We start from the raw sequence: 11959 nt of genomic DNA, 5'->3' as shown, positions 1-11959 counted from the left end.
AGAGCAGAATCGAGGCATGACTCATCCCGCCTTTCGCCAGGTCGTGCTCGACACCGAGAACGCGCGCGAGCTCGCCGAGTTCTACCGGCAGTTGCTCGGCCTGCGCTACGAGCCCGGCGACGAGGCGCCCGCACCGGGCGAACCCGACCCCTCCGGCGACGACTGGCTGGTGCTGCTCGGTGCCGACGGTCGCCGACTGCTCGCATTCCAGCAGGTCGAGAGCCTCGCGACGACCACCTGGCCCGAGGGTCCCCGGCCGCAGCAGCTCCATCTCGACTTCAGCGTTCCGAACCTCGACGAACTCCGCACCCACAACATCAGGGCGCTGAGCCTTGGCGCGACCCTGCTCGACGACCGCATCGACGACCCCGACGAGGCGCTCGTCGTGCTCGCCGACCCGGCCGGGCATCCGTTCTGCATCTTCGTGACCGCCGAGTGACAGCCGATCGCGCGGCCGCGCGAACCTCGTCGCCATGCGGTCGTCTGTTTGCCTTGGACACACCCGTCGCGGGAGACTGGAACTCCGCACCGGATCGCTACTGAGTCTTCCGCCGACCTAGGAGCTCACCATGGCTGAAACAACCGAGCCGATCGACGCCCGCGTCGGTCTCTACATCGACTTCGACAACATCGTCATCTCGCGGTACCAGCAACTGCACGGGCGCAACGCCTTTCAGCGCGACGGCATCCGTGACTTCGACAAGTCCGACCCCAACAACGATCCCGAGATCGCCGCGCGCCTCGCGGCGGCAACCGTCGACTTCAGCGCGATCATCGACTTCGCGGCCAGCTTCGGAACCACCGTGGTCAACCGCGCCTACGCCGACTGGTCGGTTCCGGTCAACGCCAGCTACCAGCGCCAGCTCATGTCGCGAGCGGTCGACCTCACCCAGCTCTTCACGACCACGACCCGCGGCACCAAGAACGGGGCAGACATCCGCCTCGCCGTCGACGTGGTCGAAGACCTGTTCCGCCTGCCCGACCTCACGCACGTGATCATCGTGGCGGGCGACTCCGACTACATCGCCCTTGCCCAGAAGGCCAAGCGTCTCGGCCGCTTCGTGGTGGGCATCGGAGTCGCCGGCTCGACCAGCACCTCGCTGGCCGCCGCCTGCGACGAGTTCGAAGACTACGACTCGCTCCCCGGCATCGAGAAGCGCCCCGAGGTCGTCGCACCGGCCGGCTCGAGCTCATCGCGCCGTGGCGCGAAGAAGACGGTGGATGCCGCTGCCGGCGTCGTCGATGCCGGTTCGGGTTCGGGTTCGGGTTCGGCCGACGCTGAGGCCGAGGCCGAGCCGAAGAAGGCGCCCGCCCGGTCACGCCGTGTCACGATCCCCATGTTCTCGCACACCGAAGACGTGCCCTTCGAAGAGCCCGAGCCCGAGCCGGAGGACGCGCAGACCGTGGCCACGGAGCTGCTCGTGCGCGCACTCCAGATCGGTCACGCCAAGGGCGACGCCGACGAGTGGCTGAACACCGGTTCGGTGAAGAATCAGATGCGCCGCATGGATCCCTCGTTCAACGAGAAGCCGCTGGGCTACCGCTCGTTCACCGACTTCCTCGCCTCGCGCGACGACGTGGCCGAGCTGGCCGAAGAGGGGCAGCAGCGACTCATCCGCCTGCTCTCCTCGGCCGACGACAAGCACTGAGCCGACTTTCCCTCGGCTGTCCGTACCCTGAGTCGGCTCGCGTAGACACCAGCTGATCGCTGTAGCATCGCCGGATGCGCGAGCTGACGTGGGACGGTGGGCACAACATCCGAGACCTCGGCGGACTGTCGACCTCCCTGTCTCCCACCGGGGAAACAGTGTGGGGACGTGTCGCCCGGGGGCCTCGGCGCGAACGACTCACGAAGCGCGGTTGGGCAGATGCTTCGGTGTGGGGGCTCCAGACGATCGTCGACCTCCGCAATGCCGACGAGGTGGGCAAGCGCGCCGTCGATCCGGAGTCGACACCGCCTCGCGAGGTAGCAATCCACCTCGTTCCAACCGAGGACCAAACGGACTCCGATTTTCGGGCGACCTGCATGCCGATCCTCGACTCTCCGGAGTACTGGCTTCACAACATCCGAATCCTTCCGCAGCTGGTTCGCCGATCGCTTGAAGCGATCGCTGCCTCCACGCCGGGCGTCCTCGTTCATTGCGGAGCAGGCCGCGACCGAACCGGCATGATCAGCGCCCTCCTGCTTGCGAACGCAGGAGTATCGTCGGACGACATTTTCGTGGACTATGCGACATCTGTGCGCGCTATGGCCGCACGCGGGCCGCAGATGAGTCCGACATCAGATCGACAGGCGTCGTGGACCCACACCGAGGTCGCTCGCTGGCTGAGCGAGGTCGAGACCTTCGTCAGAGAATTTGTCGACGACGTTGAGGCGTCGATGACGCAATTACAGGTCGACGCAGCTACGCGCTCCCGGCTCCAGACGCTGCTCACCCAGCCGTGACAGATCCGACGGCGCGCCGTTATTCAGGAGGAACCGACGAAAGGCGCGGTTTTCGGTCGCCGCCGCCCCGGTTTTCCTGAATACGAGCGCGCCCAGTGCATCCGTCTCGACAGGCTCGACGGACGCAACGGACGGACGGATGGATGGATCAGCTCGGGGCGTAGCGACCCGGCCGGTGGTTGAACGCGAGCACGATGTTCGGAACGACAGCGCCCAGGGCCGAGAGCAGCACCATCCACGGCGGGGCCACGGCGAAGGCGGCGAGGACGACGGCGACATCGAGGCCCATCTGCACATACCCCGCGCGCCAGCCGAGCTTCTCCTGCGTCAGAAGGGCGAGAACGTTGAAACCGCCCATGCTCGACCCGTGGCGGAACAGGATCAGCATGCCGACTCCGGCAAGCAGATTTCCGACCAGCGTTCCGTAGACCGGGTTGAGGTGCTCGAAGCTCACGAGCGACGGAACGATCGACGAGAGCAGTGACACCAGGCTGACAGAGATAATGGAGCGCACCGTGAAGGCGAGCCCCTTCTTCCAGAACGCCAGCGCGAAGAACGGCACGTTCACGAGCAGGAACAGCGCCGAGAACGGCAGCGCGGTGGCATAGCTGATGAGCAGCGAGAGCCCCGCGGTTCCCCCAGTCACCGCTCCGGTCGTCTTCAGCAGCAGCACTCCGAGCGAGAGAGTGATGGTGGCCATGAGAATAGCCAGAACGTCCTCGAGCATGGTGTGTCCCGGCGATGCCTGCGTCACCGATCTCACAACAGGCGGCGTGGCAGTGGGCAGGGTCGAAGACGTCATTGCCCGATGCTCTCAGCGAAGCGAGCCTTGGCGCAAACGAGCCCTCTCTTACTGAGCAGAATGCAACGGTACGAAGGTTGGGAGTGACACAATGCATGCATGTCCGCCCTCGACTCCCTCGATGCCCGACTCCTGCTCGCGCTCGACGACGATCCGGATGCGACCATCCTGGCCCTCGCACGAACGCTCGGCGTCGCTCGCAACACGGTTCATGCGCGCTTCGCCCGACTCACCCGCGTCGGAGCGCTGAAGGAGCCGAGCCGCCGGGTTGACCCTGCGGCTCTCGGGTACTCGCTCGTGGCCTTCGTGTCGATCGCGATCAGCCAGGCCACGGGCCACCTCGCCGAAGCGGGCATCGCGGAGCTGCCCGAGGTCGTCGAGATCCACTCCACGACGGGCGAGGCCGATCTGCTCGTGAAGGTTCTCGCTCGCAGTACAGAGGAACTGCGCCGCATCACGGTGGAGATGCTCGCCATCGAGGGCGTGGTGCGCACGAACACGGCGATGTCGCTGGTCGAGACCATGCCACTCCGCCTACGACCACTCCTGGAGCGTGCCGCCGAAGCCGAGTGAGCAGTTTTCGTCCGTCACAGGCGTCTGAACAGGCTAGAACTGCACACTCGCCCGAGTAGAGCCCACCGAATGAGCAGCGTCAGTGCATGATCATGCCGCCGGTGACGTTGAACGACTGGCCCGTGAGGTACTCGCCATCGACCGACGCGAGAAACAGGGCGAACCCGGCCACGTCATCCGGTGTGCCGAGGCGCCCCAACGGCGACTTCTTCGACCACGCGGCGACGTCTTCTTCGGTGCGCGTGTCTTTGCCCATGTCGGTGAGCACGTAGCCGGGAAGCAGTGCGTTCACCCTGATCTGGTGCTCGCCCCATTCGAGTGCGGCCGCCCGGGTCAGGCCCACGACGGCGGCCTTCGACGCTGCGTACGCTCCCTCGTCTGCTCCGCCCGCTTTCGCGGCCATGCTGGCGATGTTCACGATCGTGCCGCCCGTTTTCTGCGCGATCATGGCTCGGGCCGCGTGCTGCATCGCGAAGAGGGTGCCACGCGCGTTGATGTCCATCACGAGATCCCAGCGATCGGGCGTGAAGTCGAGCAGACTGCCGCGCGCCAGAATGCCGGCGCTGTTCACCAGCACGTCGACGCCGCCGAGCTCGGCTAGTGCCACCGCGAAGGCGGCCTCGACGGTCACGGCATCGACCAGATCGCAATGCAGGATGCGTCGGGCCGGGCCGCCCGCATCGCCAGACCCGCGCGAGGAGTCGCCGCGCGCGAGGTCGAGCACGATCGCATCGGCGCCCTCCTCGGTGAACCTCTCGGCGATGCGACCGCCGATCCCTCCGCCGCCACCCACCACGATGACGCGTGTGCCCACGAATCGGCTCATGCGCGGTCGAGCGAGAGGCCCGAGAGAGCGAAGTATCGGTCGAACTCGAGGCCTCCGCGCAGTTGGTCGATCAGCCGCACGAGCAGAAAGCTGCGTCGGGAGACGTGCCACGTGGGCACGGCTCCCGGCACACCGCCGTCGGCCGTGACCGAGTGCGGCAATGGCAGCGCCGCCCTGTACTGGTCGATCCACACGGCGATCACCCGGTCGACGAGGTTTCCGCCGTAGAACAGGTCGACGAAGAAGGGGCGCGCGTTGTCGTACTCGAAGTTGGCGGGCTTCACCCAGTCGAGCAGCGCATCGATCTGGATCGTCGCTGCTTCCATTCCGAACTCGATCGAGATATTAACGTCGTCGTTCAGCACCGCGCGTGTGCCGTGCTGCGCCACTCTCACCACGGACCCGCCCTGACCGCTCGACGAGGCCGAGAGATTCTGATGGAACATCGGCCCGAACGTGATGGCGTTCCAGTGGGCGGGGCCTGTCGGCTCTATCGAGAGGTAGATCTGGGGCAGCTGCACTGTGCGTCCTTTCGAGGACCAGAAGTGGTGCGACGGGTCAGTAGATGAGCGGCAGTGCGATGGTGAAGATCAGGCCGTTGATGACGCCGAGCAGCAGCGCCACGCCGAGTGTCGCACCGACGATGGCGAGAAGCTTCGACGGGCCGCCCTTCAGGTAGCCGAGCACGCCGAGCGCGACGGCACCGAGGCCGAGCAGCGCATCCAGAACCGAGTGCACGCCACTGATCGCGCCGTAGGCCCCAGAGCTGCTCGTCGCATACATGCCCAGCTGGATGAAGGTGAAGATGAACCCGAGCGCGAATCCGGAGGCCCCGAGGATCGCCGAGACCATACCCATCGTGTTCTTCGCTCGTGCCGGCTTGCTCTGCTGCGGCTGCTGGCCGTAGCCCGGATGCGGCTGCTGCGGCTGCTGCGCATATCCGGGGTGGGGCTGCTGCGCATAGCCGGGCGTTTGCGGCTGCTGGGGCCGCTGCGGTTGGGGCTGCTGCGGCATGGCCGGGGGTTCGAAGGTCATGGTCGTCCTCTGTGCTCGCGGTGCGTGTGCTTAGAGTATGGCGGCGGTGACCCCGTCGACGCACGCGTACCGCTCGATATCCCACCCGGCGAGTCGGGCGCCCGCCTCGTACGCCGCCTGCAGAAACTCGAGGGCCGCAGCACGCGGGTCTTTGCTAGAGCGCCAGCAGCTTGCGTTTGGCGGCGGCGAACTCCTCGTCGGTCAGCACCCCGTCGCGGTGGAAGGCGGCCAACGCGCCCAACTCGGCGATGAAGTCGCGAGCCGGCGCCGCGGCATCCGGCGTCTGCTCGGCAACGGCCTCGGGCCGGGCGGATGTCAGCCCGCCGTTCGCCGCGAGCCGTGCGTCGGCGATGGCCGCGGTTATGGCGGCGACGCCGTCGCGGAACTCGCGCACGTCGTCGAGGGTCAAGTGATTGGTGTCGTCGCCGTGGCAGACGGCGATGCGGATCGTGGCGAGCCCGCGCGTCTTCTGCAACGTGCTCTGAACCACGTCGATCTCGGTGATATCGACGACGGCGACGTCATGCAGAGTGCGGGCCGCGTCACCCAGGTGAACGAAGAGGTGGTCATGGATAAGCAGGTAGCGCCCGCCACCCACCTTCGAGATGGGATTGCCCACCGCGGCCCAGCGCGTGCCCTCGGGCAGCTTGGGCTTGGGGGCGTACGACGCCGTCGGCTTCGGCATGTCGGCCTGCCTGGTCGTCCAGGCGCGCCCGTCCCACCAGCGTTTTCCACCGGATCCATCGTCGTACCAGCCTGCGGCGACATCATTCATAGCTCTTTACCCCCACCCGAGCGTAAACCGCCGACGAGCGCGGCGCATCCACCGCACCTCCAGCGGTGGCGACGGAGCACCTGCCGCGAGCGCTTACGGCCCCTCCACCACGAATCCGGTTGCGGCGATGTGCTCGTCGAAGCTCGTGCCCTCTTCGAGCGTGTCGACGAGCCGACAGAGCGCGTGATTCCAGCGACCCACCCGCCACGCAGCGACATTCGTGAATCCGAGATCTGTCACGGCATCCTGCGGTTTGAGATGGGGTGCGGGCAGCAGGGCCGCGAGATTGTCGACCCAGATCGCTGTCACTCGGTCGACCAGGGAGCCGCGGAAGAAGACGTCGACGTAGATGGGCAGCACCGCTTTGGTCGAAAAGCCAGCGTCTCGGATCCATTCGCGTGCGTTCTTCGCATGCTCGCCCACTCGCGCCTGCAGACCCCACTCGAGTGCGACATCGATGTTGCTCACGAGGACGGCCCTCGACGCCGGCCGGTCGACGATCGGATGACCGGTCATGTTCGACGGCTTGACGCTGGTGGCCTCGTGAAAGAGGGGACCATCGACGACAAGCCAGTCGGTGCTCGGTGTGTTGGCGATCAGGCCGCGCAGTTCGGTCAGGTACATGTCCACCTCCAGCGATGTTCGACACACAGTGTATTGTCGCGAGGCCTTCGTACTGGGAGACTGGTCGCGGATCGGGGGATCATGACCAAGCACACAGGTACAGACAGAGACGTTCCCACCTGGGGCACACCTCATCGCCTCTCTCGACGGGCACGCCGAACCATCTCGATCCTCGGCGGCGTGCTCGCCGTGGCGCTCGTGATCTCGATCTTCACGTCGAGCTCTCCGTGGGCGTCGAGCATGCTCATCCGCGCCGTCTTCGAGAAGGGCGGCCGCGACACGGTGGCCGAGATGCTTCCGTACGTTCCGGCATCCGGGGTCACCGAGACGCTCGACGTGCAGTACGGCGACGGCACAGCCGGCGCCGCGACGACTCTGGATGCGTTCCGGCCGCAGTCCTCGAACGGCCCCCTTCCGACGGTGGTCTGGATTCACGGCGGCGCCTGGATCTCCGGCGACAAGAGCAACGTCGCCCCGTACCTGAAGATCCTGGCTGCCGAGGGGTACACGACGATCGGCCTCAACTACTCGATCGCTCCCGAGTCCATCTACCCGACGGCGATCTTCCAGCTGAATGACGCGCTAGCCTACATCGACGAGCACGCGGCCGAACTCGGCATCGATCCCGAGCAGATCGTGCTGGCCGGCGACTCGGCCGGCGCACAGCTGGCGAGCGAGCTCGCCGGAATCACCACGAATCCCTCCTATGCGACGGTCGTGGGCATCACACCCGCGCTCTCGCCGACCCAGCTCGTCGGCATGATCTTGAACTGCGGCGTCTACTACCTGCAGCGCATGTCGGAGCTGAACGGCATCGAGGCATGGGGGTTCAAGATCTCGCTGTGGGCCTACACCGGCACCAAGGACTGGTCGGACACCTCTGCAGGCGCGACCATGTCGAGCTTGGGTTTCGTCACCTCCGACTTTCCCGCCACCTACATCTCCGGCGGCAACGGCGACGCTCTCACCTGGGTCGAGTCGGTGCCGATGTCGAACGCGTTGAAGGCAGCGGGGGTCGAGGTCGACGAGTTGTTCTGGGCCGCCGATCACGAGCCGGCACTCCCCCACGAGTACCAGTTCCACCTCGACTACGACGATGCGCACACCGCTCTCGACCGCACGCTCGCCTTCCTCGAGGCGCACACCGACGCATCCTGAGCAGCCCAGTGCTTCAATGGATGTCGACACCCACCGAATGAGAGAAGCCCTGTGCCGTCGATCTCCGAGCTGACCATCCCCAGCAAGCGCAACGTCAAGGGGCTCACAGCGACCATCGCAGAGCTGAAATCAGGCGAGCTCGTGAGGGCCGTGTTCTCGACGCCGCGCTATGGCGTCGTGTCGATCGAAGGCCGGGCGCACTTCTCGAAGACGACGAACTCGTTCATGATCGCGGGCCGGGCTCTGGATGCGAATCTCAAGCCCGACAAGTCGCTGCAGCTTCTCGAGGTCATCGATCCGCAGGCCGCCTTGGCCGACGACGGCGTGGCCGCACTCAGCGACGAGGAGGTCGCGGCACTGCCCTCGGGTGATCCGGCCGATGTGGTTCCGACCCTCCAGCACGGCGACGTGATCGCGGCGCGGTACTTCGAACTCGCCTACGGGGCGTTTACCGTGATGGGCGCCTGCGTAGCAGCGCCGGGAGCGTCTCTGATGCTCGGCACCTGGTTCGTCTCGCGCGACGGGGTCCCCGCCAGCCGACTCAACCATGTCGACGTGGTGGCCCGGGCCGCCGATGGCGAGCTGCGCATCCCCGCGGCCATCTCGTCGTGGGGCGACGAGTCGGGCTCCGACGAACTCTGACCGGTCTGGGCTCCGCCCGCCTCGGTGTTACGGGGTTGTCTGAGCCTTCGCCGCGCGCCTAGCCTCGAAGTATGGCCATCGACCCCGACGAGAGCATGCAGTCCGACGCGTTCGATCCGGCATCCAATCATCTGGATGCGCGCATCGATACGGTGCGCACCTGGGCGTTGCGCTGGCGCCATGAGCTGGTCGTCACGCGCCACGACACCGGCGCCGTCGAGTTGCGCACCGATGCCGGAAGACAGGAGCAGGCGGGGCGGCTGCTCGCGCAGGTGCACAACGAGCTGCACTCGAAGACCGTGATGGAGTTCTTTCGCGACTGGCGGCTCATCTCCTGAGAAAACCGACAGATGTCGCTTAGCAGGAATATTCTGGATAGGTCGACGTCTTGAACTCAATGCAAGCGCATGGAGATGCGAGTCTCCGCGACATCAGTCTGTAGAGAATGGAAAGTGATCCTCATGGCCAGGTTCGACAACAAGGTAGCGATCGTCACCGGCGGAGGCAGCGGCATCGGCGCCGAGATCTCGCGTGAGCTCGCCGAGCAGGGCGCGTCGGTCGTGGTCACCGACATCAAGTTCGAGGCCGCCCAGAAGATCGCCGGCGAGATCGTCGCCGCCGGCGGCAAGGCGGCCGCCTTCGAGCAGAACACGGCGAAGTGGCAGGACTCGCAGGCTGCTGTCGAGTTCGCCCAGTCGACTTTCGGAGCGCTGCACCTCGCCGTGAACAACGCCGGCATCAGCGCCGCTCCCCAGAAGATCGGCGACTACGACATCGCCGCTTGGGATCGCGTTCGCTCCGTCGACCTCGACGGGGTGTTCTACGGGCTCAAGTTCCAGCTGCCGGCGATCGTGTCAGCCGGCGGAGGCGCCGTCGTCAACATGGCGTCGGTTCTCGGCTCGGTGGGACTCGCCGAGAACGCGGCCTACGTCACAAGCAAGCACGCGCTGATCGGCCTGACCAAGGTCGCCGCACTCGAGTACACCTCCGAGGGCGTGCGCACGAACGCCGTCGGCCCCGGATTCATCGACACGCCGCTCGTACGCTCGAGTCTCTCGCCCGAGGCGCTGTCCGCGCTCGAGGCCGAGCACGCCTCGCGCCGGCTCGGCACCGACAAAGAGGTCGCCGCGCTGACCCTCTTCTTGCTGAGCGACGAAGCATCGTTCATCTCGGGCAGCTACCACCTCGTCGACGGCGGCTACTCCGCTCACTAGTCGCTACAGAAACGCCGAGACGACGTGATGCAGGTCATCGCTTCGCCTCGGCGTTTCGTATTGGCAGACTGAGACGCATGAGCGAATCGGCCGGCGTCACCACGCGCACCTCCACCGTCGACGACTGGACCCGTGCCCTGGCAGGTGCCAACGGTTCGCCCGGTGGAGGCGCAGGGGCCGGCGTGATGCTGGCGATGGCGGCAGCACTGATATCGATGGTCGCGGCATACTCGGAAGATCGCGAAGCCAGGAGCACCGGGCACGCCGTTGATCACGACGTCGATCTCGCCGAGCTGCGGGCACGCGCGCAGTCGCTGCGACAGACCGCCCTTCGCCTGGCCGACGAGGATTCGGCGGCGTCCTCCGCCTTCGGCGCCGCGTACCACCTCGACAAGGGGCCGGCGCGAGATGCCGCGGTGCGGGCCGCCTCGGTCGACGCCGCACGCTCCTCGAGCGTTCTCGGGCGACGCGCATCCGAAGCCGTCGACGACCTCGAGTGGCTGGCACTGCACGGAAACCCCGCATTGATCGCCGACGTCGTCGTCGCCCTGGGCGCCCTGCGGGCCGCAATCACGGGCGCGCGCACGAATGTGAGCTTCGACCTGGCCGCCGTCTCCCGCGCCGGGGAGCCTGTAGAGCAGGTGCGAGAGGAGAACCCGGAGGTCTGGGATTCGGTCGGGCAGTTCGACCGGGCTCGCGACCGCATCGACGCGATCATGGCGGCGGTCGACGACCGCGCGGCACCCACCGACCACGAGTAGAGCCGCTCTGGCTCGTCAGCCGAACTGCAGCAGGATCTTTCCCATGTGAGCGCTCGACTCCATGCGCCGATGGGCGTCGGCCGCGTCGTCGGGTGCGAACACGCTGTCGACCGTGGGCTTCACGAGCCCCTGCTCGATGAGCGGCCACACCGACTCGCGCACCGACGCGATGATGGCTGCGCGCTCGGCCAGCGGTCGGGCACGCAGCGTCGTCGCCCAGATGCGCCCGCGCTTGGCCATCAGCGAACCCACGTTGAACGAGCTCGAGTCGCCGCTCTGGTTCGCGATCACCATGATGCGACCGCCCACAGCCAGGGCCCGGATGTCGCGTCCGATGTAGTCGCCGCCCACCATGTCGAGAACCACGTCGACGCCGGTTCCCCCCATCTCGTAGTTGACGACCTCCACGAAGTCTTGTTCGCGGTAGTTGATGCCGATGGCGCCGAGGCGCTCGGCGAACGCGACCTTCTCGGCCGACCCCGCCGTCGCGAAGACGCGCGATCCCCGGGCTACGGCAATCTGGATGGCCATGGCTCCGATTCCGCTCGACCCTCCGTGGGCCAGAAAGGCCTCGGTCGACGCCAGCTCGGCGCTCATGAACACGTTCGACCAGACGGTGGCGGCCACCTCGGGCAACGCGGCTGCATCGAGGAGAGACACCCCGGCCGGCACGGGAAGGACGAGACTCTGATCGACGACCACGCGCTCGGCGTACCCTCCCCCCGGAAGCAGCGCGCAGACCTCGTCGCCGACGCGCCACTCGGAGACGTCGTCGCCGGTGGCGCTGACGATGCCCGACACCTCGAGTCCGGGCCAGAGCGGGGCGCCGGATGGCGGCGGGTAGTTGCCTCGACGCTGCGAGATGTCGGCGCCGTTGATGCCCGCGCCCACGACATCGATGCGCACATCCGACGGGCCGACCGGAGGCTCGATGACCTCGGTGACTGTCAGCACTGAGGGGTCGCCGAATCGGGGAAGTGTGATGGCTCGCATGCGGCGAGTCTACGAGCCGAGGCGGCCGAGACAGCCACGATCCGGTCGCGGGCACGCACCATACATGACTCGAAATCCGCGAACCTCGAGGGCGACGGGGGCCTCAGTAG

17 protein-coding genes are annotated in these 11959 nt (G+C 66.7%); 9 read left to right on the top strand and 8 right to left on the bottom strand.

Annotated features, from left to right (window positions below):
* Positions 1-16: 16 nt before the first annotated feature.
* The 3 genes from ASF79_RS16615 to ASF79_RS16605 all read left to right on the top strand — a co-directional run bounded on the left by ASF79_RS16615 (position 17) and on the right by ASF79_RS16605 (position 2446).
* Positions 17-439 carry a VOC family protein gene (locus tag ASF79_RS16615; RefSeq protein ID WP_055857178.1) on the top strand — a complete coding sequence of 141 codons (423 nt, stop codon included), beginning with the start codon at positions 17-19 and terminating at the stop codon, positions 437-439.
* A gap of 130 nt (positions 440-569) precedes the next feature.
* A complete protein-coding gene (locus tag ASF79_RS16610) occupies positions 570-1649 on the top strand; it encodes an NYN domain-containing protein (RefSeq protein ID WP_055857175.1) in 1080 nt (359 codons plus the stop codon).
* Between the two features lie 74 nt (positions 1650-1723).
* Entirely contained in the window at positions 1724-2446 is a 723-nt protein-coding gene (locus ASF79_RS16605; protein ID WP_055857172.1) for a tyrosine-protein phosphatase, read from the top strand.
* 148 nt (positions 2447-2594) lie between these two features.
* On the opposite strand, the gene ASF79_RS16600 is transcribed toward ASF79_RS16605, so the two are convergent.
* The gene (locus tag ASF79_RS16600; protein WP_082496003.1) at positions 2595-3248 is read right to left on the bottom strand and encodes a YitT family protein; all 654 of its coding nucleotides are present in this window, start codon (positions 3246-3248) and stop codon (positions 2595-2597) included.
* 99 nt (positions 3249-3347) lie between these two features.
* Here ASF79_RS16600 and ASF79_RS16595 point away from each other — a divergent pair, with 99 nt between their 5' ends.
* A complete protein-coding gene (locus tag ASF79_RS16595) occupies positions 3348-3821 on the top strand; it encodes an Lrp/AsnC family transcriptional regulator (RefSeq protein WP_055857169.1) in 474 nt (157 codons plus the stop codon).
* Between the two features lie 79 nt (positions 3822-3900).
* On the opposite strand, the gene ASF79_RS16590 is transcribed toward ASF79_RS16595, so the two are convergent.
* The 6 genes from ASF79_RS16590 to ASF79_RS16570 form a co-directional block, all read right to left on the bottom strand.
* A complete protein-coding gene (locus ASF79_RS16590; RefSeq protein WP_156366310.1) occupies positions 3901-4635 on the bottom strand; it encodes an SDR family NAD(P)-dependent oxidoreductase in 735 nt (244 codons plus the stop codon).
* 8 nt (positions 4636-4643) lie between these two features.
* Positions 4644-5168 carry a hypothetical protein gene (locus tag ASF79_RS16585; protein ID WP_055857162.1) on the bottom strand — a complete coding sequence of 175 codons (525 nt, stop codon included), beginning with the start codon at positions 5166-5168 and terminating at the stop codon, positions 4644-4646.
* Positions 5169-5205: 37 nt separating this feature from the next.
* The gene (locus ASF79_RS16580) at positions 5206-5682 is read right to left on the bottom strand and encodes a hypothetical protein (protein ID WP_055857161.1); all 477 of its coding nucleotides are present in this window, start codon (positions 5680-5682) and stop codon (positions 5206-5208) included.
* Between the two features lie 30 nt (positions 5683-5712).
* The gene (locus ASF79_RS17905) at positions 5713-5805 is read right to left on the bottom strand and encodes a hypothetical protein (RefSeq protein WP_442853845.1); all 93 of its coding nucleotides are present in this window, start codon (positions 5803-5805) and stop codon (positions 5713-5715) included.
* A 31-nt stretch (positions 5806-5836) separates the two neighbouring features.
* Positions 5837-6457: a DUF2510 domain-containing protein gene (locus ASF79_RS17600; RefSeq protein ID WP_055857158.1), complete on the bottom strand. Its 621-nt coding sequence runs from the start codon at positions 6455-6457 to the stop codon at positions 5837-5839.
* 93 nt (positions 6458-6550) lie between these two features.
* The gene (locus ASF79_RS16570; RefSeq protein ID WP_055857155.1) at positions 6551-7081 is read right to left on the bottom strand and encodes a hypothetical protein; all 531 of its coding nucleotides are present in this window, start codon (positions 7079-7081) and stop codon (positions 6551-6553) included.
* A gap of 81 nt (positions 7082-7162) precedes the next feature.
* On the opposite strand from ASF79_RS16570, the gene ASF79_RS16565 reads away from it, so the two are divergent.
* The 5 genes from ASF79_RS16565 (at position 7163) to ASF79_RS16545 (ending at position 10856) form a co-directional block, all read left to right on the top strand.
* Positions 7163-8239: an alpha/beta hydrolase gene (locus ASF79_RS16565; protein ID WP_055857153.1), complete on the top strand. Its 1077-nt coding sequence runs from the start codon at positions 7163-7165 to the stop codon at positions 8237-8239.
* A 51-nt stretch (positions 8240-8290) separates the two neighbouring features.
* Positions 8291-8881, top strand: a complete 591-nt coding sequence (locus ASF79_RS16560) for a hypothetical protein (protein ID WP_055857151.1) — start codon at positions 8291-8293, stop codon at positions 8879-8881.
* A 71-nt stretch (positions 8882-8952) separates the two neighbouring features.
* A complete protein-coding gene (locus tag ASF79_RS16555; protein ID WP_055857148.1) occupies positions 8953-9219 on the top strand; it encodes a hypothetical protein in 267 nt (88 codons plus the stop codon).
* A gap of 123 nt (positions 9220-9342) precedes the next feature.
* Positions 9343-10095: an SDR family NAD(P)-dependent oxidoreductase gene (locus tag ASF79_RS16550; RefSeq protein ID WP_055857332.1), complete on the top strand. Its 753-nt coding sequence runs from the start codon at positions 9343-9345 to the stop codon at positions 10093-10095.
* Between the two features lie 77 nt (positions 10096-10172).
* Positions 10173-10856, top strand: coding sequence for a cyclodeaminase/cyclohydrolase family protein (locus ASF79_RS16545; protein WP_055857145.1), 684 nt, complete (start codon positions 10173-10175; stop codon positions 10854-10856).
* 15 nt (positions 10857-10871) lie between these two features.
* Here the strand turns inward: ASF79_RS16545 and ASF79_RS16540 are convergent, their stop codons facing one another.
* On the bottom strand, positions 10872-11849 hold the full coding sequence (locus ASF79_RS16540; RefSeq protein WP_055857144.1) for an NAD(P)H-quinone oxidoreductase: 978 nt from the start codon (positions 11847-11849) through the stop codon (positions 10872-10874).
* Positions 11850-11959 lie beyond the last annotated feature (110 nt).

Source organism: Agreia sp. Leaf335 (assembly GCF_001423605.1).
Taxonomy (GTDB): domain Bacteria; phylum Actinomycetota; class Actinomycetes; order Actinomycetales; family Microbacteriaceae; genus Agreia.
The sequence above is the reverse complement of the archived record's forward strand: the minus strand, read 5'-3'. Positions and strand labels throughout refer to the sequence as shown.